We start from the raw sequence: 21,216 nt of genomic DNA, 5'->3' as shown, positions 1-21,216 counted from the left end.
TCGCTCATGGCCAAAGGTCTAAAAAGGGAGAATGGCGCAATTGTGCAGCATACACAGCCGGCGCCCTCACGGTGAAGGACAGCCGGTCAGCGCAGCGTGGTCAGGTAGGCCGGATCGAAGCGGCCGGGCCGGTAGCCGAAGTCGCCGGCCGCATCCTGGTGGTCGAACACCAGGTCGGCCTGCATGCGCAGCGCCATGTCGGCCGTCAGGTGCGAAAAGCGCGGATGCAGCCGCGCCAGCCGCACCGCGATGCGGAAGGCCCAGATCGGGACGGGGATGAACACCGGCTTGCGGCCCAGGGTTTCAAAAACGCGCCGCACCATGTCGACATAGGCCAGCGTCTCGCCGCCGCTGAGGTTGTAGGCCTTGTTGCGGCTGGCGGGCGCGTCCAGGCTTTGCACGCAGGCCAGGGCCAGGTCGCGCGCATGCACCGGCTGGCGGCGGCCCAGGGCCTGGCCGAAGCGCGGGAAAAAACCGAAGCGGCGTATCAGCCGCGCGATGTCGGCGACGTTGCGGTCCCCGCCGGCGCCGCCGTAAATCAGCGTGGGCCGGAAGATCGTCCAGGCCATCCCCAGGCGTCCGCATTCGGCCATCAGGTGCTCCTCTGCCGCGATGAGCTTGTTGACGACTTCCAGTTCATACGGGCTGGCCGACGCCAGCTTGGTGAAGCGGCTGGTCGAACTGAAAGCAATCACACGCCGCACGCCGCGCGCGTGGAACTTCTCCAGCCAGCCCGGCAGCAGCCACAGGCTGGCCGTGTGGATCAGGGTGCCGGCTTCGACCGCCGGCAAGGCCGCGGCCGGGTCGGCGAGATCCAGCGCCTGCCAGGCCTCCCCGGCCGGTCCCGCCGGCCGCTTCCTGCCGAGCGCGACAGCCGGCACGCCGCGCTCACCCAGCATGGGCATCAGCAGGGAGCCTATGGTGCTGGTGGCGCCTGTGACAAAAACCGTGCCCCGGCCTTCACGCATGGCTTATTTCATCCCGCAGTTGCTGGGCGGTTTTCCAGAGGGCCGCGTCGACGGAAAGAGGCGGGGTCCAGCCCAGCAGGCGCTGGGTTTTGCCGATGTCCACCTGCAGCGTGTCGCACAGCCGCTGGATGACCGGCTCCTTGCCGAACAGCCGCCCGGCAATCCTCAGCAGGAACATCGGCACCGGCAGCAGCCTTGCGGGCCGGCCCAGGGCCGCCGCGGTCCGCCGCAGCAGGTCCGACACGGTCAGGTCCTCGCCGTCGCTGACCAGGAAGACCTGGTTGGCCGCTTGCGGATGGCGCAGGCAGACGGAAATCAGGTCGACCACGTTGTCGATGGCGACGAAGCTGCGCTGGTTGTCCAGTCCCCCCAGCGGCAGGGGCACGCCTTTCAGGACCCAGCGCATCATTTCATGGAAGTTCGCCTTGACGCCGGGGCCGTACACCAGCACGGGACGCACGATCACCACCTCCAGGCCGGTTTCCGCGGCCAGCCGGACCAGGGCCTGCTCGGCTTCAAATTTGGAAATGCCATAGGCGTCGATGGGTGCGGGCGAATCGTCGGCGGTAAAAGGCTGGCCGACCACGGTGGTCTCACCGTTGACCTTGACCGAACTGATGAAAACAAAACGCCGCACGCCGGCTTTGGCGGCTTGCCGCGCCAGGTTGAGGGTGAGGTCCACATTCACCCGGCGAAATTCAGCCAGGGGATTGGCGACCGTGTCGCGCATCTGGTGCACGCGGGCGGCGAGATGGACCACGCTGTCCATCCCGGCAAGCGCGGGCGCCCATTCGGTGTGCTCGTCCACGTCGCCCATGGCCCAACAGTCCGGCAGGGCGGCCTGGCCGTTGCCGTTTTTTTTCCGGACCGCCGCGCGCACCTGGCAACCCTGCGACGACAAGGTGGCGCACAAGGCCTGGCCGATGAAACCATTGGCGCCCGTCACCAGGACTTTTTGCCCCGCCGGCGCGGGTGCCGGCGGCCCGACGGCGACCTCGGCCGCCTTGGGTTCGGCCAGAGGCTTGCTGCTGAAGATGCCGCCCCACTTGACCCAATACAGCCAGCCCGACCTGGCGGTCCCCAGTTTCGCGCCCAGGGAGCGGTGCGTGTCCCGGGCCCATTGGTGGACGACGCGGACGCTGGGCACGTAGACGCTGCGGGCGACCCGCAGGATGCGCCGGCCGATGTCGGCGTCTTCATAGTGCAAAAAGAAGTCGGGGTCGAAGCCGCCGATTTTCTGCAGCGGCGCGGTGCGGAAAAACATGAAGCAACCAGTCGGGTACTCGACGGGGTGGATCGGTTGCTCGTAGTCGCAATCGCGCATCTCGAACTCCCGGATCAGGAATTCCAGCCTCTTTTGCAGCCACATCGGCGAAAAGCTGCGCAGGAACATCACCAGCAGGGTCGGGTTGCGTTTGCACAGGTAGTGGCGTTCGCCGTCTTCGCCAAAAACCGCGGGGGTCAGCAGCCCGACGTCGGCGTGCGCCTCCATGAAACGCAGGCCTTCCAGCAGGGCGTCGGCGTCGACAAAGAGGTCGGGGTTGACGACCAGGTGGTAGTCGGAGCGGGCACCCGCGATGACGAGGTTGTTGCCCCGGCCGTAGCCGATGTTGCCGGGTGAACGCTGCAGCTGCAGCGTCCAGTCCGGGGCCGCCGCCCGCGCGCCCTCCAGCCAGTTCGCGATACGGCCGTACTCCGTGTCGTCTTCCGAGTTGTCGACCAGGGTCAGTCCCAGTTCAAGGGTGTAATGCTGCGCGGCAAGCCGTCCGGCCTCCTGCAAGGCGCGCAAGGTGCGCTCCACGGTCGCCAGGTCCGGCTTGAAAAGGACCAGCGAGGCGCTGATGAGTATCGGGTTCATGTCAGAGGTTTTCAGTGTGTTCGGTCCGGCGGTCCACGATGCTGGCCGGGACGCCCACGGCGAGCGCATGGGCCGGCACGTCGCGCAGCACCACGGCGTTGGCCCCTATCCGGGCATGGTCGCCGACCACGATGCGGCCTATGATTTTGGCGCCCGCGCCTATCAGCACATGGTTGCCGACCACGGGCCGCCTGTCCAGCGTAAAGCCCATGTCGGGCTCGCTGGTCCCCAGGGTCACGCCCTGCATGATGGTGCAGTTGTCGCCGATGCGTTCCGCACCTATGACGGTCCCCACGGTGTGCGGCAGGAACAGGCCGCCGCCTATTTGCACCTGCGGCGAAACCTCGATGCCGAACACCATGACGTTCAACGTCGAAAACAGCTTCGCGAACAGGCCGAGGCGGCGCGCGTGGAAAAACTCCGCCAGGCGGATCAGGACAACCGGCGCCATGCGCGGATTGAGGCAGCCGCGCAGCAGCATGCCGGTGGACACGGCGCCCCCATGGCCCCGCATGCCGTAATAACGCTCTATATCCAGTCGCAGATTTTTCAAGGAACCACTTTCTTGTAGGCGAGAAGCGCCGCGCCGGCCGCGGCCAGGCCGAGCGCCATGCTCAACCCCATCGCCGGCCCGGAATGGGCCTCTTGCGACCCCGACAGGGCCAGGTAAAACAGCGGCAGGGTGCCGGCCAGCAAAAAGGGCCAGATATCGCGGCGGCGCATCAGCCGGTTGTGGCGGCACGCATATTCCACCACGAATACCAGGTAAAGAAAATTCGGCACGACGAACGCCCAGCTCAGGGCCGCGAGCGAGCCGAAGCTGTCGAGCGCGTAGCGCGTCGAGGCCAGCAGCAGCAGGTTCAGAGCCACATCGGACACCACCAGGACCCGCGAATGCCGGGTCGCCAGGATCAGCGTGCCGTACACCCAGGACACGCCGCGGAACATCACGGCGATGACCAGCACCGTCAACACCTCGCCGGAGGCCTGGAATGCCGGGCTGTAGAGCAGCCGGATCAGCGGCTCTTTCAGCAGCACCATGGCGTGGCAGCCAAGAATGCCGGCGCCCAGCACCAGGTAGGCCGTCCTGAGCATGCAGGCCCTGCGGTCTTCAGGGCGCACCGCGGCCGTGAGGCGGGGCAGGTAAATCGCGCTGCAGGCCGTCAGGAACAGGGTCGTGTAGTTGAAGGTCAGGGTCCAGCCCGCGTCGAACAGCCCGGCGAAAGCCAGTCCCTTGGCCTCGATCACCCAGGAGCGGATCAGCAGCAGCGCCACGGTGGTCGACAGCGCGGCCACCAGGTTGGAAACGGCAAAGCGGACAAAGGCCCGGCTTTGCGCCTTGGGCAAAGTCCCCAGGCGCAAGGCGGCCGCGAGCGGCGGCAAACGTGAGATGCCGAAGGCCCCGACCAGGCAGGTCACACCAAAGCACAGCACAAAGGCGGCGGCCAGCAGCAACGGGTCCGGCGGCAGGTGCCACCAGCCGGCGGCCGCCAGCAGCACGACCAGCGCGGCCGGCCCGGCGACCTGCGCCAGCGCCAGGTAGGGGTAGGAACGATAGCCGTTGAGCACGGCAAGGGCATAGGTCCCGCCCACGTTGAGCAGAACCGCGAACGCGAGCCAGCGCACGGTCGCCACCAGCTCCGGCGCCCGTGAAGCCAGGAAAAACCCGCTCAGCCAGGGCGCTGCCGCGGCGATGACCCCAACCACCGCCAGGCCCGAGAGGCCGATCAGGCGCGCGGCCGTCGCGCGGAACTGCCTGCGCTCGGCTTCGCCCTGGCGCTCGGCGAGCCCCTGCACCACGGAATTCGTGCCGCCGAAGGTGGCGCCCACGGTGGCCGCCTGCGCCATCTGCCGCAACTGGGAAAACAGCCCGACACCCTCCGGCCCCATCCAGAAGGCAATCGCCTTGAAACTGAGCAGCCACAGGAAGGCCGAGCCAAACACGCCCGCCGTGCTTGCCAGAACCCCGCCGCGAGGACTTGCCAGGAATGTGCGCATGCCGTGGCTAGGCGCCCGGCCTGTCGGCCGGTGCTGGGCGCAGGCGCGACAGCAGCAAACCCCACAGGAAATAGGCAAAGATGCCCGGGTAAGGCTGCCGCAGCGTGACCTTGAAATTGCTGTCGACCAGCACCAGGAAAGCCACCATCGCCGCCAGCCACCAGGTCTGGCCCGCGATGGATTTGCGGCGCCGCCAGACCAGGTAAGCGGTGAAGACGATCAGCGCCAGCATCGGCAGCAGCGACACCAGCCCGAAGCTGTAGGTGAAATCGAGGTACCAGTTGTGGGCGCTGGTCTTGACCGCGCGCGGCAAGGGCTCGACGTGGCCGAACACCAGGGTGCGGGTGTTTTCGGTGATCCCGTTGCGAAACAGCGCCCAGTCGCCGAGGCGGTCCCGCACATTCACCGGCAGCTTGCCCTCCACCAGCGTGTCGAACTTGCCCACGTACTGCCCGTTGTCATCGGCGACGCTGGTGTTGGTTTTGGCCAGGCCGTAATACACGCCGATGGCCAGGATCGCGGCCACGATGCCCAGGCCGAAGGCCACAAAACTCGCGACGCGGGCGGTCTTGAGCCCCAGCATCTTCCGCGAGAAAAACAGCACCACAAAGCCGCCGTAAAGGCCGATCGCCAGGAAAGACGCGCTGGCCACCGCATACACCCCCATGACCACGCTCAGGCAGCGCAGCAGCGTTTTGTGGCGCTCCCACAGATAGGCCATGGCCACGCAGTAGGCGGCAATGAAGATGACGGGCACAAACTGGAAATGCTGGTAGATGCTGAAGAAATAGAAATAGTGGGTCAAGGTCAGCGTCTTCTGCCACCACCCCACGGCCAGTTGCACCGGCACCAGCAGGATCAGCACCCACATGAAGGCGCGGGGGATCACATCCTCTTCGTCGCGCACCAGCTGGCCCAGCACCAGGCCCATGGTGGGCAGCAGGAACTGCGCCGCCAACAGGGCCTTGCGCTTTTCAATGTCCAGGTTTTCACCCGCGAACACCATGGACAGCAGCATGGCCGCGGCGAGCACCGCGATAAACACCGCGGCCGGCACGGCCTGGCGGCGGTCCCGGGCCAGCGCCAGGATGCCGAAGACGCATGCGGCGATGGAAATCGGCAAGGGCAAGGTGCTGAGCACGCCACCGGAATCGATGACATAGCGGGCGCTGTTGTAAATGCCGCCGGACAGCTGGATAAACAGCGGAAAAAGGAGTGCCACTCCGATCAGCCAAAGCGTTAAATTGCGGGTTCTGGGTTGCATGGCGCCTCTAGGGGGTCTTTGCTCGGTCTGCTCGCCTTGCCTGCGGCGCGTCGCCTGTGGACGGCCGCGGCAAAGCCGGGTTGGTGATTGTCGCGAGTATTTGGCTCGGCCATCAAATTGTGCCGCATCCGGCAAGCTGAAAAATTCCGCCCGCCGCGCCGCCCCGGCGGTTTTCGCGGCGGCGGGCTGTTTTCCCCGGCAAAACCCGCCCGGTTTCCCGCTTTTGGGGCCGAAAGCCCGGATCGAAGCCAAATGCAGCTTAAACTTGGCGGCCGCCTTCCCGGGGACACCGCCCACCCTGCAAAACCCGGCATGCCGATGCGGCGTGGGCACCAATTTCGGGGAAGCGGCGGCCTTGAGCACCCTTTTCAGCCAAGCCGCGGCAAAAGCTAAACTGGTTGCCCGGTACCCAAACCCCAGACGGCCGGTGCGGGTGAAGCCGGGATACAGCCATTAACAACGCGAGGCGGCGGGGCGAAAGCACCCCCTCGAACATCCGAAACCAGTCATTTGATATGTCGCCGACCCACCCGAACAAATTACCCGACATCAGGATCGCGATCATCGGCCTTGGCTATGTGGGCCTTCCGCTGGCAGTGGAGTTCGGCAAAAAAAGGTCGGTCATCGGCTTTGACATCAATGAAGCCCGGATCGAAGAGCTGAAATCGGGCCATGACCACACGCTGGAGACCGAGCCGCAGGAGCTTCGCGCCGCCAGCCACCTCAGCTTCACCGCGAACGCGCAGGACCTTGCCGCGGCGAACTGCTTCATCGTCACGGTGCCCACGCCGATCGACGAGCACAAGCGGCCGGACCTCACGCCGCTGGTGCGCGCCAGCGAAGTGATCGGCAAGGTGCTGAAAGCCGGCGACATCGTGATTTACGAATCCACCGTCTACCCGGGCGCCACCGAAGAAGACTGCGTGCCGGTGCTCGAGAAATTCTCCGGCCTGGTGTTCAACCGCGATTTTTTCGCCGGCTATTCGCCCGAGCGCATCAACCCCGGCGACAAGCAGCACCGCCTGGTCAACATCAAAAAAGTCACCTCCGGCTCGACCCCGGAGACCGCCGACCTGGTGGACCGCCTGTACAACGAGATCATCGTCGCCGGAACGCACAGGGCGGCCAGCATCAAGGTCGCCGAGGCGGCAAAAGTCATCGAAAACACGCAGCGCGACCTCAACATCGCGCTGATCAACGAACTGGCCATCATCTTCAACCGCATGGGCATAGACACCGAAGCCGTGCTGCAGGCGGCCGGCAGCAAGTGGAACTTCCTGCCCTTCCGACCCGGCCTGGTCGGCGGCCACTGCATCGGCGTGGACCCCTACTACCTGACGCACAAGGCGCAATCCATCGGCTACCACCCCGAAATCATTCTCGCGGGCCGGCGCCTCAACGACGGCATGGGCGCCTATGTGGTGGCCCAGCTCGTCAAGGCCATGACCAAACGGCGCATCCACGTGGACGGCGCAAAAGTGCTGGTCATGGGCCTGACCTTCAAGGAAAACTGCCCCGACCTGCGCAACACCCGGGTCATCGACATGGTGGCCGAGCTCAGGGACTACAACTGCGTGGTCGACGTCTTCGACCCCTGGGCCGACGCGGCCGAAGCCCAGCGGGAGTACGGCATCTCCCTGGTGGCGCAGCCGCAGGCCGGCGCCTACGACGCCATCATCCTGGCCGTCGCCCATCACCAGTTCAAGGACATGGGCCAGGCCGCCATACGGAAACTGGGCAGCGCCACTCATGTCCTGTACGACCTCAAATACCTGCTTCCCGCGGAGGCGTCGGACCTCCGGCTCTGATCACACCATGTCGACCCCCAAATATCAACAGCTGCAAGCCCATCTTGCCGCCCATCCCGCCACCTGGCTGGTGACCGGCGTGGCCGGCTTCATCGGCAGCAACCTGCTCGAACACCTGCTCAAGCTGGACCAGCGTGTGGTCGGGCTGGACAACTTTGCCACCGGCTACCAGCACAACCTGGACGCCGTGCAGGCCATCGTCACGGCGGAACAGTGGGCCAGGTTCCAGTTCATCCAGGGCGACATCCGCGAGCTTGAGGACTGCCAGAAGGCCTGCGCCGGCGTGGACTACGTGCTGCACCAGGCCGCGCTCGGCAGCGTCCCCCGCAGCATCGACAACCCGATCGCCACCAACGCCACCAACATCAGCGGCTTCCTGAACATGCTGGTCGCCGGCCGGGATGCCAAGATCAAGCGTTTTGTCTATGCCGCCAGCAGCTCGACCTACGGCGACCACCCGGCGCTGCCCAAGGTCGAAGCCAACATCGGCAAGCCGCTGTCGCCGTATGCCGTCACCAAATACGTCAACGAGCTCTACGCCGACGTGTTTGCCAAAACCTATGGCTTCAAGACCATAGGCCTGCGCTATTTCAACGTGTTCGGGCAACGCCAGAACCCCAACGGCGCCTACGCGGCCGTGATCCCGAAGTGGACCGCCTCCCTGCTGGCCGGAGAACCCGTGCTGATCAACGGCGACGGCGAAACCAGCCGGGATTTCTGCTTCATCGAAAACGCGGTGCAGGCCAACCTGCTGGCCGCCACGGCCGACCATCCCGACGCCGCCGACCAGGTCTACAACGTCGCGGTGGGCGACCAGACCACGCTGAACCAGCTCTACCGCTACCTGGTGAGCTTTCTGTCGCCGGAATTTCCCGCGGTGCGCGACGCCGCCCCGGTCTACCGCGATTTCCGCTCGGGCGACGTCAGGCATTCTTTGGCCGACATCAGCAAGGCCGCCAGGCTGCTGGGCTATGCCCCGGCCTACCGGATCGAAGCCGGCCTGCAAAAAGCCACGGCATGGTATGTGCGCAACCTGCAGGGCCAGGCGGCCGCTGCGGCTGCCTCCCGATAGATTTGCCCCCTCGACAGCCAGACACCGCACATGCACAAAGACCACACCACCGTCCTCATCACCAGCCGAAAAAGCTGGGGCTTCCCCGACATCGGGGAGCTCTGGGGCTTTCGCGAACTGATCTGGATACTGGTCACGCGCGACATCAAGATCCGCTACAAGCAGACCGCGATAGGCGTGCTCTGGGCCATCCTGCAACCCCTGCTGACCATGGTGGTGTTCACCGTGATCTTCGGCAAGCTCGGTGGGCTGCCGTCCGACAACCTGCCCTACCCGGTGTTCGTCATGACGGCGTTGCTGCCCTGGCAGCTGTTCTCGAAAGCCCTGACGCAGGGCAGCACCAGCATGGTGACCATGGGCGGCATGATGGGAAAAATCTATTTCCCCCGGCTCATCGCCCCGCTGTCGTCGATTCTTTCCGGCCTGGTCGACTTCGCCATTTCCTTCGGCATCCTGATCGCCCTGATGGTCTGGTACGGCGTGTACCCCGGCTGGGAAGTCGTGCTGGCGCCGGTTTTCATCCTGCTGGCGCTGGCCTCCGCGCTGGCGATTGCCCTGTGGCTGAGCGCCATCAACGCCAAATACCGCGACGTGCAGCAGGCCATGCCTTTCCTGACGCAGATCTGGATGTTCGTGACACCGGTGATCTACCCGACGTCCATGATCCCCGACAGCTGGAAATGGCTGTTCATGCTCAACCCCATGGTCAGCGTGATTGACGGCTTCAGGTGGTCGCTGCTGGGCATCCGGCCGCCTGACATGTCCAGCCTGATCGTTTCATCCCTTTCGATCGTGGTTCTGACCATCGGCGGGCTGGTGTATTTCGCCCGCTTCGAAAAAGACTTTGTGGATCGGCTTTGACACTCAGATGACTGCTTCGATACTGCGCCTTGACGGCGTCGGCAAACACTACAAGCTGGGCGGCATGGCGCCCTACCAGACCCTGCGCGACAGCGTCGCCGGTTTTTTCTCGCGCAAGGGCGCGGACGAAGCGGATGCGCAGGAAAAAGGCAAGGGCTTCTGGGCCTTGCGCAATGTCTCATTTGAACTCAAGGAAGGCGAAGTGCTGGGCATTGTCGGCCGCAACGGCGCCGGCAAAAGCACGCTGCTCAAGCTGCTGAGCCGCATCACGACGCCCGACGAGGGGGAAATCAGGGTGCGCGGCCGTATCGGCTCGCTGCTGGAAGTCGGGACCGGTTTCCACCCCGAGCTCACGGGCCGTGAAAACATTTACATGAACGGCGTGCTGCTGGGCATGACGCACCGCGAGGTCGGCCGCAAGTTCGACGAGATCGTCGCGTTTTCGGGCGTCGAGGAATTCCTGGACACCCCCGTCAAACGCTATTCCAGCGGCATGCGCGTGAGGCTGGGCTTCGCGGTCGCGGCGCACCTGGACCCGGAAATCCTCGTCATCGACGAAGTCCTCGCCGTGGGCGATGCCGAATTCCAGCGCAAATGCCTGGGCCGCATGAACACCGTCGCCTCCGAAGGGCGCACCGTGCTGTTCGTCAGCCACCAGATGGAAGCCATCCAGTCGCTGTGCACGCGCGCCATCTGGCTGGAGTCGGGCCAGATGAAGCTCGACGGGCCGGCATCGGAAGTGGTCTCCTCCTACCTGACCTCCACCGCGCAGGCCACCGTGTCGGGCATCGGCAGCCGGGAAGACCGCAGCGGCAAGGGCAACCTGCACATCACCGACCTCACGATCGGCGATGACGCCGGCCGGCCGCCCTCGACGGGGCGCCCCGCCACCATCGTTTTCTCCATCACCGCCAAAGAGCCGGTACAGGTACAGGAAAAACTCGTGGCGCGCTTTTCGATCCGCGACAACATGGACCGCATCGTGGCCCTGCTGACCAACGAATCCCCCGGCCAGGACCTGGTCTTTGACGGCAGCTCCGGCGAAGCCCGCTGCACCATTCCCAAGCTGGCCCTGATGTCCGGCGAATACACCGCCGACGTCTCGCTCTGGAGCAACGGCTACCTCGAGGACAAGGTCAACCGGGCGCTGGGCTTCACCGTCATGGCGGGCGACTACTTCGCCCACAAGACCTACCAGATCGGCTCATTCCACGTGGACCAGGACTGGAGTTCCAATTGCTGATCCCCCGAAATTCCCGCCTCGGATTCTGGCTGCGGCGCATGCAGTGGCTGTTCTGGCCCATGCGCGTGCCGCGCTGCGACGACAGCGTGCGCATCCACCCCACCGCCATCTTCACGGGCTTTCCTGAAAACGTGGAACTGGGGCGCAACGTCATCATTGACGCCCATGCGCTCATCCATTGCCACAAGACCGGGAAAATCCGCATCGGCGACAGCTCCTACATCGGGCCCGGCGCCATGGTCCATACCGGCAAAAAAGGCGGCTTTGTCACCATCGGGCAAAACTGCACGGTGCAGGCCTATTCGCTGGTCCACGGCCACGGCGGCTGCGAAATCGGCAACGACGTGCGCATCGCCGGGCATACCGTCATCATTCCCGCCAACCACCGCTTTGAAGACACCACGGTGACCATCCGCGAACAGGGCTTGACGAAGAGCGGGATCAAGATCGAGGATGACGTCTGGATGGGCGCGGGCTGCCGCATCCTGGACGGCGTCACCATAGGAAAAGGATGTGTGCTGGGCGCGGCCACGGTGGTGCACAAGTCCCTGCCGCCCGGCTCGGTGGCGGTCGGCTCGCCGGCCCGCGTCGTCAGCAACCGTTTTGAAGCGCAACCCGAGACCGGCCAGGAATAAGGCGACTCGCCGCCGGCCCCCAAAATCTTTACCCATTGAGTGCTGTCATGAACAACGAAATCAAAGACCATCTCTACACCAGGCTCGAAAAAGTGGCGATCGTCACCGACCCTTTCCCCTATTTCTACATGCGCGACATGCTGCCTGCGCAGTACTATGAAAAACTGATCGCCGGGCTGCCGGTCAACGACAGCTACGACCGCTTCCCCGCGCCTTATGAATCGCGCCTGGGCCTGGACCTGTCCGCGAAAACCCTGGACAAATTCCCCGAGGGCGGCCGCGCGATCTGGCAGGAATTCGAAGCCTGGATCCACTCCCAGGAGTTCCTCGACAGGATCACCGCCAAGTTCCAGCCCTTCCTGGACGTCAACGCGGCTTACCGCAAGGAGCAGCTCAAAAAAGCGGCGACCGGGCCTTCCACGGTCCGCATAGAGCCCCGAAGCCTGCTGGTGCGCGACTACTCCAACTTCGCCATCTCGCCGCACACCGACTCCGGCAGCAAAACCATGGTGGGCGCCTTTTACCTGCCCAAGGATGAAGCCCAGAAGCCCTTCGGCACCAGTTTCTACAGGGCCCGGAATCCGTCTTTCACCGACTGGGACTCCGAACGTTTTGAGTACGCCGACTTCGAAGTCGCGTACACGGCCGAGTACGTGCCCAACTCCATGTTGTTCTTCATGAAGTGCGACCACTCCTTCCATGGCGTCGAGCAGCGCGAGTACTCCAACACCGGCCGCGACGTGCTGTTCTGGACACCCGCGATCGCCGGCAAGCAGATCACCGACAAGCCGCTGTCCCTGCCCACCGAGCTGTTCCTGAAAAAAGGCGGCTTCCTCAACCAGGTCAAGAAACTCTTTGCCTGACACGGCTTTGCCGCAAGCCGTGGATACCGCCGCCACCGTCGTTTTTTTCGACCGCGAAGACGTAGCGCTGGCGCCTTCTTTGGCGGCAGGCGCCACCGCCGTGGCGCTGTCGCCTTCGGCGCTCTTCGCGGCGCGCGAAGCGGGCATCGCGGTCCAGGGCACCCTTCCGGCCTTTTCCCGCCAGGGGCACCAGGCCTGTGTGGCCGCGGCGGGCGCCGCGCTCGACGATCTTGACGCCGCCGCCGCATCCGCCGGGTTGCCACCCTCGGTGGCCTTGATGGCCAGGCAGTCCGTCTGGGGCCATGCCAGCCTGGTTTACCGGTTGCATGAAACCCTGCCGCCGGGGCCCTGGCAGGTCCGCGACCAATCCGGCCACTGGGTCGAGGCGCCCGACTGGCCCGCCCTGCATCGCGCCATGCTGCCGAGAATCTGGAGCTACGGCCAGGCCCACTTTATCGCCGGCGCCCGCCCGCCCTGCCCTTGGCTATATGCCTTGCTGGGCAAGGTCTCGGCCCGCATGGCAGCCGGCCGCGGCGGGACATGGGTTGCCGCGCCCTCCCCCAAACTCAAGAACGGCTTGCGCCAGGCGCTCAAGGACGAAGGCGCCACCATCGCGGTGTTCCAGCCCACCAAAGGGAGCTGGAGCGACTACGCCGACGGGTTCAGGGAGCTGCAAAACCGCGGCCCGGCACGCACTTTCGCGATCCCGCCGCTGCACCCCGATGCGCCGCGCGTGCGGCAGGTCCTGGCAAGCCTCGAAGGCCTGGGCCATGCCCTGCGCGACGAGAAGGTGCGCTCGGCCTGGAAGCTCTACCAGCCCTACTTTTCCCAGGTCATCCCGGTCATGCTGGCCATCACCGCCGAAGGCGCCGAGCTGATGCGCCTGCTCGCGGCGCCCAGCGCCACCAGCTATGAAGCCAATTCCTGGATCTCCGCCTCCCTGATGGAAGCGGCGGGAAACGCCGGGGCGGCCCGGGTCATCTTTAACCACAATTCCAACCCGCCCTCCGCGTCCCCAACCGCCGCGGCGGTGCTCGACGTCCTTTTCAATCAGAGGACCTGCAACCCTCTGGTGGATGTGGCGGCCCTGTGGTCGCCGGTCAGCGGCTCACGGGACCTGGCCGGCGCAGTGCGGGCACGCGATGTGCGGCTTGACTATCCGATGGCAACAAAAAGCCGCGAACCCGGCCGGCCCCTGCGCATCCTGCACGCCGGGAACTACCAGAACTGGTCGGACTTCTTTCCCTGGATCGCGGAAACCGCCGACGAGTACATGGACGGCCTGTCGGCGCTGGCGGACGCGGTGGAACAACTTGACGGTGTCGAACTCACGATACGCGTCAGGCCCAAGCGAGAGGTCGACTCCGAGGTCGTCCTGTCCAGGCTGGGCCATCGCCGCAATGTGGTGGTGTGCGGCGTGGAAGAAGATTTTCTCGAGCAGCTCGCGGGCAGCGACCTGCTGGTCGCGCATTTTTCCACCACGGTTGAACAGGCGCTGCAGATGGGCAAGCGCGTGCTGCTGTGGGGAAGCGCGGACCGCTACACACAGTTCCCGGGCCAGGAGACCCCGCCCGCACAGGCCTTGAACGACAACGTTTATATCGCCCGCGACGCGGCCGCGCTGCCCGCCATGCTGGCCGGCATTCGCGACGCCCTGCGCGCCACCGGCGACGACGGTCGGCCGCCAGCGGCGTATGCTTTTGGTGCGGGCACGCCCGGCGTGGCGCAACTGGCCTCTTTCCTGATCCATCCAACCACCCCGACCGGGACGGCACATCCATGATCCTGCTATGGCTCCTGATCCTACTCGCCGCCGTGTGCGGCCTCCTGCTGGCGGCCGCCGTGTTGCGCCGCTGGCTGCCGCGCCTGCGCGCCGAATTCAGGCAGCTGCGCGCGGCCGCGCGTGCCGTGGAGGCCATGGCCGTGGAGCGCGAACTCGGCTACCAGCTGCAGATGGCGGTCCAGACGCCCGCACTGCCAAGCCCTTCCGGCGCCTCGCCGTTTGACAGCGGCCGCTGGACCGTACTCGCCGGCAAGGGCGACGGCCGCGGCTGGCCGGCGGATGCTTTTTACAAGGTGCGCGGCCTCGCCATGCACCGCGGCGCCCTGCATGCGAGCCTGACCGGCCCCAAGGCCGACGGCCCCGGCGGCCAGGTGTGGCGCCTCTCCGATGAGGCCTGCACCCAGGTGGGCGGCGACCTGGCCGGCTCCTGGCGGGCGGACGATTCCTTCGTCGACCACCTGTTCAGCCTGGACGACAACACGCTGCTGGCCGCCGAAAAAACCGGCGTCTGGCGCCTGTCGGACGACCGCTGGACCCATATCAGCGAAGGCCTGGCCCTCGGCGAGAAATGCGGGCCCTACAGTTTTGCGTCCTGGAACGGGCAGGTGGTGATGGGCCAGTGGGGCCATCCGCGCGTCGCCCTGCTGGGCGCCAATAATCAATGGACCTACCTGCCGGACCCCGAGGGCGGCTGGGGCGCGGGGGCGCGCACCATTTACGGCCTGGTCGCCTTCAAGGGCATGCTGTACGCCGGCACCGGCACCGGCAGGCTGACGGGCCCGGCCAGCGCGGTCTGGCGCTACGACGGGACCTCCTGGGAAAAAGTCGGCGGCGCCGGCATCCGCGGCAGCTGGGCGCGCGAAGGCCTGCCCTTCGTGCTCAGCCTGGGCGTGTTCGGCGAGTGCCTGGTGGCCACCGTGTCGCGCCCCGAAGACACGCCCAAGGGCGCCTCCAGCGTGTGGCTGTTCGACGGCGATCGCTGGGGGCCGCTGGCGGTGGGCGCAACACCCGCCCTGATGGCCGAATCACTCATCATGAACGACGCGATTGTTTACAAGGGCCGCCTGGTGGTGGCCACCGGCCACGGCACGCGCCGCCCCGCACAAATCTGGATGCTGGATGGCAGCCATGGCTGGCGCCCGGTCGGGCCGCCCGAGCTGGGCCATCCCGGGCCCGGCGAGGGAGGCTGGTGGGTTTACCGGCTCTGCACCGATGGCGAGAGGCTTTATGCCTCCACCGCGGGGCATCGCGGGGCTGCGAAGGTGTTTTGCTTCACGCCGGCTTAAGCGCGACATCCGCCCATGCAACGCCGCCCGGACCAGGACCTGAACATCCAGCGCATCCCATCACGGGCTAAATCCTTTAGCTTTTCCACCCATAGAGCAAGCTTGATTTGCCCTATACAGCGGTCCAAGACCCATGCTCTTCAATAGCTACGGATTCATCCTCATCTTCTTTCCGCTGGTGTTTCTCGTTTTCCGGGCCAGCCTGAATCGCAATTTGCAGTTCGCCTTGGTCTGGCTGACCATTGCCTCGCTTGCCTTCTACGGGTGGTGGGACAAGCGATACCTGTTGCTCGTGGTGGCGTCTTTTTCAGCCAATTTTGTCATCGGATTTTTCATCGGCCGCAGCAAGGCCGACAGGGTTCGCCTGCTCCTGCTGGTGGCGGGTATTACGGCCAACCTCTCGCTGCTGGGGTACTACAAATACTGGAACTTCTTTGTTCATGAGCTGGCAAAAACCGGCCTGCACTGGCCAAGCGCTTCCGTTGCCTTGCCCCTGGGCATCTCATTTTTCACCTTCACGCAAATAGCCTTTCTCACGGACACCTACCGCAACCTGGCCAACGAGAAAAGTTTTGTCCGCTATGCGCTGTTTGTGACCTACTTTCCCCACCTGATTGCCGGGCCGCTGATCCATCACAAGCAGGTCATGTCGCAGTTCGACGCGGGCTTGGCCTTCCGCGTCAACAGCGAGACCTTCGCCAGCGGAATGACCTTGTTCGTGATCGGGCTCGTCAAGAAAATTTTCCTTGCGGACAATTTCAGCCTCTATGCCACCCCGGTATTTGAGATGGCGGCATCCGGGTCTTCAATCTCGGCCGCCGACGCCTGGTGCGGAGCACTGGCCTATACGCTCCAGTTGTATTTTGATTTCTCCGCTTATTCGGACATGGCGGTCGGTGCATCCCGATGTTTTGGCATCGAACTCCCGATCAATTTCAACTCCCCCTATAAGTCCCGTTCGATCATCGACTTCTGGAGGCGATGGCACATCACGCTGTCGGAGTTCCTTCGCGACTATCTGTACATCCCTCTCGGCGGCAACCGGCACGGAGAATTCAGGCGATACCTCAATCTGGGCATCACCATGCTCCTGGGCGGCCTGTGGCACGGGGCGAACTGGACTTTTCTTGTATGGGGAGCGTTGCACGGCACGTATTTGATCGCGAACCACCTGCTGTCCGCCAGGCTCCGCCATGTCCTTCATCTCCTTGAAGGCCCGCTGCTGGCGGCGCTGCAGCGCTTGTTCGTTTTCACCCTTGTCGCCATTGCCTGGGTGTTTTTCAGGGCGCAGGACCTGAGCTCGGCCTTGACGGTTCTTTCGGCCATGTTCGGGCTTGGAAGCGGATCGGCGACGGTCTCGAATTTCAGCAACACCCTCTGGATCGCGACGGGGCTGGCGATGGTCTGGGGCCTGCCCAACAGCAACGAAATAGTCAGCAAACTCTCCGCTCCGGCAACATCGGGCACCGCGCGGGCCCTGAGCTCGGCGACACCCTGGCTTGTGGGCTTGTCACTGTGGCTCTGTCTTCTGATGCTTGATAAAAAATCAGAATTCCTCTACTTTCAATTTTGAGCCCCCAGCGCATGTTCAACACACGGTTTCTCATTCGCGCGGCTGGAACAACGGCGTTCATGGTGCTGGCCACCGCGGCGGTCAATCTCTACGTCGACCCTGCCAAACTGTTCGATTGGGGCCACCAATACGAACGGGGCATGGCGAAAATACTGGGACAAGGCAAATATGTCGTGGGCATGTCCAACTACGACGAACGCATTCTTCAGAAAATGCGGACCGAAAAAGCACCCTTGACCGAGCCGGAATGGATAGTCCTGGGCTCTTCGCGGTCGATGCAGATCAGTTCCGACATGCTGGGCAAATCGGTGCTCAACCTGTCGGTCTCGGGCGCAAGCATCGAAGATCACATTGCAATCACCCAGATGGTCTCGGGCTGGCCCGGCAAGAAGTTCATCGTCGGCGCCGATCCATGGATCTTCAATGCAAATTCCGACCAGGATCGATGGCTGAGTGTCTGCGACGACTACCGCAACGGCCTTGGACTGGTTGGCTTGCCCAATCTTTCCAGCGGCCTGCGCTGCTCGCGCAACGTACGCTGGCGCCAGCTCATGAATTTTGAGTACAGCAAGACCTCTGCCTTGGGCCTGCTGAACCGCATACGCCAGGGACGCTTTGACTACGGCGAAAAAACGGAAACCTCGCCGGACCCCCTGCGCGACACGATTCGCTCCGACGGCTCGCGCATGTACAACCTCAAGTTCGCATCGAGAACACCGGAAGAGACTTCCGCGTACGTCAAAAAACGGAGCCAGCCCCCGCTCTACGCCTTGAACAAATTTGAAGAGATAGACGAAAGGTACTGGACGATGTTCTGGGCCCTGATGGTCCACCTCAAAGAGAAGGGAAAAGAGAATGTCGTCATTTACTTGCCGGCCTATCACCCGGAGATGTATCCACAGCTGATACGCCACGTTCCGGCCATGCAGCACCTGGAGGAAAAGATCCGCGCAAAGGCCGACTCCCTGGGAATCGAGGTGCGCGGCTCCTACGATCCCGCCGCGGCCAACTGCCAGCAAAACGAGTTTTATGACGACATCCATCCCCGCGAGTCGTGTATTGAGCGGCAGCTGCTTTCGGCAAAAGCACTGATGCGGCCCAAGTGATGTTGAAAATCATATTGGCGCTTCTCGCAAGCATAGGTGTTGCCCTTTTTGCCATATCAGGCATCAATTCCACCATTGATACCGACGGGCGCTTCACGTCCGGGATCCCCAAGAAAACCGCCGACAGAGCCGACGACTATGCGAAGAAGCTGTTTGCCTCCCAGGGCGGGCTGGTGGCTGTCGGGGATGAGCGACTGATCAAGCGTGCCCTAGTGCTGGCGGAGGCGGGAGACTGCCATGTGATCGGCTCAAGCCGCGCCATGACCATCCAGGCCAAGGCCATCAGGCTGGTTGCCCCGGAATGCCGTCAACCCGTCAATCTGGGCGTATCGGGTGGGTCCTTCGAGGACATCCTCATCTATGCCCACCTTGCGATCACCCATCAGTCAAAGCACCTGTTCATCAATATTGACCACTGGACCTTCCAGCCCGGGGCGGATGATCGTTTTTACGAACTGGGAGAGGAGTACTGCAACGCGGTGCGTTTTTTCTCCCTGCAACGGGCGGATTGCGCGGTTCAGCCCGAAAGAGGCAAGCTCCTAGATCCCACTTACGCCTTGAAGAACCTCAGGAGCAGCCCAAGCGCTCCCGTAAAAGCGTACCGGGTCATGCCGGCCGAACCCAGAAATAACCATGAGGCCGCGACCCTGACCGATGGAAGCCATGAGTACTCCCTGGAATACCGGCAAAAAATGCTGCGGACGTGGGATGCCAGGCACCTCTCCTACAAACTGCTTCCAGGACCTCCCAGCGAGGCTGCCTTGGAAGATTTCCGGAAACTCTTGAAGAAAGCTTCTTCGAGCGGTGTTTCCGTGTCGTTCGTACTGGCGCCATACCACCCGAGGGTTTTTGAGTGCGAAGTTCCCGCCATGTGTCTTGCCTTGCAGACGACACAAGCCGCAAGTACGGCGCTCGCAGAACAGGCCGGGGCCAAACTGTATGGGTCCTACAAGGTCCCCGGCGTAGGGACTGAGGACTTCATGAGCGACATGTTCCTCTTTCCTGCTGCATTTGAGCGGGTGCTAGCCTTCTCTCAAGGCAAAAACCCCAGCCGGCCTTAGCCACCAGGCCGAACGGGGGCCGCGAATACACCCGATATTGGGGCTCAAACCGTACGGTCATCACGGGAGGGTCCGCCGAGGCAAATGAGGGATACTGGACGGCCTTTTGGACTCCGGCTGTCCATTGAGCCCCACGCCGCGCGCTTTAAAATACACATTCCCCCCAACCACCCGTTCCAGCGTTACCTGAAAGCTGCCTGCGATGTTGAAATTCAATGTAGATAACGACAAGTTCTGGCGCGATGGCTACCTGATCCTCAAGAACATGTTCTCCGCCCAGGAGTTCGCCACGATGCGGGAGAACGTGTTCGCCTCCCTCAAGGGTCGTGAAGAAGGCGGTGAGCCGGTGGTGGACGCGCTCGCCGACCGCCACCTGCAGCACTGGGTGCACGATGAGCGCTTGATCCAGGTGGCCAAAAAGCTGCTGGGCGGCGACAACCTTGCCTACTACGGGGACGGCGGTTATGCCGTCGTGGGCCATGGCTACACCCCCGGCAAGGACGTCGGCGGATGGCACAGGGACAACACGGACCGCTCCGACCTCGACGCCCCGGACTGGAAAGGCCGCTATTCCCTGGTGCGGTTCGGCCTCTACCTGCAGGACCACTCGTCCAGCTCGGGTGGCCTGATCGTCAGGCGCGACTCGCACAACCGCGTGCTGCGCGGCTGGAAAGCCCATCTGCATGACCGCTACCTGAACACCGGCATCGGCGACGCGGGGGTGTGGAGCATGCGTATCCAGCACGCCGGCCTGGGCCGTTGCATACGCGGTTTCCCGGGCCTGCCCCTGGGACCTTACCTGCAGAAAAGACTGCCCGAGTTCATGCAGGCCCCCTTCCCGCCCGTGGAGAGGACCGGGTTCTGGATCTCCTACGCACTGGACGACCAGCACCTCGAGCGCCACTGTGAATACCTTTTGAACCGCTCCGAGCGGCTGGCCATGTGGTCCGAAGCCCGGTATTCGCCGGAAGTCATTGCGCAGTGCAATGCCGCGGGCTTGAAGGTCATCGACATGCCTGCCCGGATGCGGGCGGCCATGGCCGCGGGCCAGCCGGTCGGCCAGCACAAACACCATTACCAATTGCCCTACGCGAAAGCCTGACTGCCCCCCATGAACGAAAACGATATTTCAGCCTCCCGCGCAAAGTACGCCCAGCTGCACCAGGGCGCCGACGCCGTCGCGAGGTATGAGCGCAAACTCGGCAACCGGATCGACGTGCTGCGCGATGAAATCGAGGTGCAGACGCTCGCCCCGCTGCTCACGGGCAGCCTGTTCGACTGCACCATCGGCATAGGCCGGCTGATCGGCAGGATGCCGGGGGTCACGCGTTATGACGGCATGGACCTTTCCGGTGAATTTGTGGAGCACGTGCGGCAAAAGTACCCCGCGTCGCAGCTGCAGACCGGCGACCTGACGGCCGGCATCCCGGTGGAAACCGGCGCCTACGACAACGTGATGTGCTTGCGCAGCCTTTCGGGCATAGGCGGTCTGGCGAAAATCCTCCCGGAAATGCTGCGCATCGTGCGCCCCGGCGGGCTGATGGTGTTCGACTACGGCCGCAGGCCAACCCTGACCGTGGTCAAGGGGCAAAAAATGATCCTGGACGGCGACGACCTCGCGGCGGTGCTGAATCAGCTGGACGCCTCCGTCGTCACCCGGGTCCGCCTGGATGCCGCGCTGACGCGGGCCAAAATTTACCTCCGGGTCTTCCGCTTCCTCACCGGCCCGCGCGGCGGCATGGTGTCGGACGCGATGCTGCTGAAAATCGAGCGCCTGACCGCCCCGCTGTTCTGGCAGCGGGAAATCATCGTGCTGCGCAAGCACGGCGCTCCCTGA

The 21,216-nt window shown here is 64.1% G+C and carries 18 protein-coding genes; 13 read left to right on the top strand and 5 right to left on the bottom strand.

Translation table 11 applies throughout. The features are described 5' to 3' along the window. Positions 1–86: 86 nt before the first annotated feature. The 5 genes from ACSQ27_RS15085 to ACSQ27_RS15065 are packed head-to-tail and all read right to left on the bottom strand — an operon-like array spanning position 87 to position 6,046. A complete protein-coding gene (locus tag ACSQ27_RS15085; protein ID WP_436156321.1) occupies positions 87–968 on the bottom strand; it encodes an NAD-dependent epimerase/dehydratase family protein in 882 nt (293 codons plus the stop codon). Continuing rightward, positions 961–2,826, bottom strand: coding sequence for an NAD-dependent epimerase/dehydratase family protein (locus ACSQ27_RS15080; RefSeq protein WP_436156320.1), 1,866 nt, complete (start codon positions 2,824–2,826; stop codon positions 961–963). The genes ACSQ27_RS15085 and ACSQ27_RS15080 overlap by 8 nt, the downstream gene beginning before the upstream one ends. 1 nt (position 2,827) lies before the next feature. Next, positions 2,828–3,379, bottom strand: a complete 552-nt coding sequence (locus ACSQ27_RS15075) for a serine O-acetyltransferase (protein ID WP_436156319.1) — start codon at positions 3,377–3,379, stop codon at positions 2,828–2,830. Then, a complete protein-coding gene (locus ACSQ27_RS15070) occupies positions 3,376–4,824 on the bottom strand; it encodes a hypothetical protein (RefSeq protein ID WP_436156318.1) in 1,449 nt (482 codons plus the stop codon). Before ACSQ27_RS15070 ends, ACSQ27_RS15075 begins: the two co-directional genes overlap by 4 nt. 7 nt (positions 4,825–4,831) lie before the next feature. Then, entirely contained in the window at positions 4,832–6,046 is a 1,215-nt protein-coding gene (locus tag ACSQ27_RS15065; protein WP_436156317.1) for a hypothetical protein, read from the bottom strand. A 557-nt stretch (positions 6,047–6,603) separates the two neighbouring features. Between ACSQ27_RS15065 and tviB the strand changes: the two genes are divergently transcribed. From tviB to ACSQ27_RS15000, 13 genes are all read left to right on the top strand, one after another. Further along, the gene (gene tviB / locus ACSQ27_RS15060; RefSeq protein WP_436156316.1) at positions 6,604–7,896 is read left to right on the top strand and encodes a Vi polysaccharide biosynthesis UDP-N-acetylglucosamine C-6 dehydrogenase TviB; all 1,293 of its coding nucleotides are present in this window, start codon (positions 6,604–6,606) and stop codon (positions 7,894–7,896) included. Between the two features lie 7 nt (positions 7,897–7,903). Further along, on the top strand, positions 7,904–8,968 hold the full coding sequence (locus tag ACSQ27_RS15055) for an NAD-dependent epimerase/dehydratase family protein (protein WP_436156315.1): 1,065 nt from the start codon (positions 7,904–7,906) through the stop codon (positions 8,966–8,968). A 30-nt stretch (positions 8,969–8,998) separates the two neighbouring features. Further along, positions 8,999–9,829: an ABC transporter permease gene (locus tag ACSQ27_RS15050; RefSeq protein ID WP_436156314.1), complete on the top strand. Its 831-nt coding sequence runs from the start codon at positions 8,999–9,001 to the stop codon at positions 9,827–9,829. A 7-nt stretch (positions 9,830–9,836) separates the two neighbouring features. Further along, the gene (locus ACSQ27_RS15045; protein WP_436156313.1) at positions 9,837–11,072 is read left to right on the top strand and encodes an ABC transporter ATP-binding protein; all 1,236 of its coding nucleotides are present in this window, start codon (positions 9,837–9,839) and stop codon (positions 11,070–11,072) included. Beyond that, positions 11,066–11,707 carry an acyltransferase gene (locus ACSQ27_RS15040; RefSeq protein ID WP_436156312.1) on the top strand — a complete coding sequence of 214 codons (642 nt, stop codon included), beginning with the start codon at positions 11,066–11,068 and terminating at the stop codon, positions 11,705–11,707. Before ACSQ27_RS15045 ends, ACSQ27_RS15040 begins: the two co-directional genes overlap by 7 nt. A 47-nt stretch (positions 11,708–11,754) precedes the next feature. Further along, positions 11,755–12,570 (top strand): hypothetical protein, encoded by an 816-nt coding sequence (locus ACSQ27_RS15035; protein ID WP_436156311.1) that lies wholly within the window; start codon positions 11,755–11,757, stop codon positions 12,568–12,570. Continuing rightward, complete coding sequence (locus ACSQ27_RS15030; protein WP_436156310.1) at positions 12,563–14,353, top strand: hypothetical protein; 1,791 nt, start codon at positions 12,563–12,565, stop codon at positions 14,351–14,353. Before ACSQ27_RS15035 ends, ACSQ27_RS15030 begins: the two co-directional genes overlap by 8 nt. Continuing rightward, positions 14,350–15,639, top strand: a complete 1,290-nt coding sequence (locus tag ACSQ27_RS15025; RefSeq protein WP_436156309.1) for a hypothetical protein — start codon at positions 14,350–14,352, stop codon at positions 15,637–15,639. The genes ACSQ27_RS15030 and ACSQ27_RS15025 overlap by 4 nt, the downstream gene beginning before the upstream one ends. A 133-nt stretch (positions 15,640–15,772) precedes the next feature. Further along, positions 15,773–17,212 (top strand): MBOAT family O-acyltransferase, encoded by a 1,440-nt coding sequence (locus ACSQ27_RS15020; protein WP_436156308.1) that lies wholly within the window; start codon positions 15,773–15,775, stop codon positions 17,210–17,212. 11 nt (positions 17,213–17,223) lie between these two features. Then, positions 17,224–18,318, top strand: coding sequence for a hypothetical protein (locus tag ACSQ27_RS15015; RefSeq protein ID WP_436156307.1), 1,095 nt, complete (start codon positions 17,224–17,226; stop codon positions 18,316–18,318). Then, positions 18,318–19,379: a hypothetical protein gene (locus ACSQ27_RS15010; protein ID WP_436156306.1), complete on the top strand. Its 1,062-nt coding sequence runs from the start codon at positions 18,318–18,320 to the stop codon at positions 19,377–19,379. The genes ACSQ27_RS15015 and ACSQ27_RS15010 overlap by 1 nt, the downstream gene beginning before the upstream one ends. A gap of 202 nt (positions 19,380–19,581) precedes the next feature. Then, the gene (locus ACSQ27_RS15005) at positions 19,582–20,481 is read left to right on the top strand and encodes a phytanoyl-CoA dioxygenase family protein (RefSeq protein ID WP_436156305.1); all 900 of its coding nucleotides are present in this window, start codon (positions 19,582–19,584) and stop codon (positions 20,479–20,481) included. 9 nt (positions 20,482–20,490) lie between these two features. After that, on the top strand, positions 20,491–21,216 hold the full coding sequence (locus ACSQ27_RS15000; protein ID WP_436156304.1) for a methyltransferase domain-containing protein: 726 nt from the start codon (positions 20,491–20,493) through the stop codon (positions 21,214–21,216).

The sequence above is a fragment of the Polaromonas sp. LjRoot131 genome, assembly GCF_964252805.1.
GTDB lineage: Bacteria > Pseudomonadota > Gammaproteobacteria > Burkholderiales > Burkholderiaceae_C > Polaromonas.
This window is presented reverse-complemented; position numbering and strand designations above follow the sequence as displayed.

What these genes read in the sequence shown, in the direction of transcription:
- ACSQ27_RS15085 (WP_436156321.1), bottom strand. Translation starts at nt 968, where the DNA reads ATGCGTGAAGGCCGGGGCACGGTTTTTGTCACAGGCGCCACCAGCACC.
- ACSQ27_RS15080 (WP_436156320.1), bottom strand. Translation starts at nt 2,826, where the DNA reads ATGAACCCGATACTCATCAGCGCCTCGCTGGTCCTTTTCAAGCCGGAC.
- ACSQ27_RS15070 (WP_436156318.1), bottom strand. Translation starts at nt 4,824, where the DNA reads ATGCGCACATTCCTGGCAAGTCCTCGCGGCGGGGTTCTGGCAAGCACG.
- tviB (WP_436156316.1), top strand. Translation starts at nt 6,604, where the DNA reads ATGTCGCCGACCCACCCGAACAAATTACCCGACATCAGGATCGCGATC.
- ACSQ27_RS15055 (WP_436156315.1), top strand. Translation starts at nt 7,904, where the DNA reads ATGTCGACCCCCAAATATCAACAGCTGCAAGCCCATCTTGCCGCCCAT.
- ACSQ27_RS15050 (WP_436156314.1), top strand. Translation starts at nt 8,999, where the DNA reads ATGCACAAAGACCACACCACCGTCCTCATCACCAGCCGAAAAAGCTGG.
- ACSQ27_RS15045 (WP_436156313.1), top strand. Translation starts at nt 9,837, where the DNA reads ATGACTGCTTCGATACTGCGCCTTGACGGCGTCGGCAAACACTACAAG.
- ACSQ27_RS15035 (WP_436156311.1), top strand. Translation starts at nt 11,755, where the DNA reads ATGAACAACGAAATCAAAGACCATCTCTACACCAGGCTCGAAAAAGTG.
- ACSQ27_RS15025 (WP_436156309.1), top strand. Translation starts at nt 14,350, where the DNA reads ATGATCCTGCTATGGCTCCTGATCCTACTCGCCGCCGTGTGCGGCCTC.
- ACSQ27_RS15020 (WP_436156308.1), top strand. Translation starts at nt 15,773, where the DNA reads ATGCTCTTCAATAGCTACGGATTCATCCTCATCTTCTTTCCGCTGGTG.
- ACSQ27_RS15015 (WP_436156307.1), top strand. Translation starts at nt 17,224, where the DNA reads ATGTTCAACACACGGTTTCTCATTCGCGCGGCTGGAACAACGGCGTTC.
- ACSQ27_RS15010 (WP_436156306.1), top strand. Translation starts at nt 18,318, where the DNA reads ATGTTGAAAATCATATTGGCGCTTCTCGCAAGCATAGGTGTTGCCCTT.
- ACSQ27_RS15005 (WP_436156305.1), top strand. Translation starts at nt 19,582, where the DNA reads ATGTTGAAATTCAATGTAGATAACGACAAGTTCTGGCGCGATGGCTAC.
- ACSQ27_RS15000 (WP_436156304.1), top strand. Translation starts at nt 20,491, where the DNA reads ATGAACGAAAACGATATTTCAGCCTCCCGCGCAAAGTACGCCCAGCTG.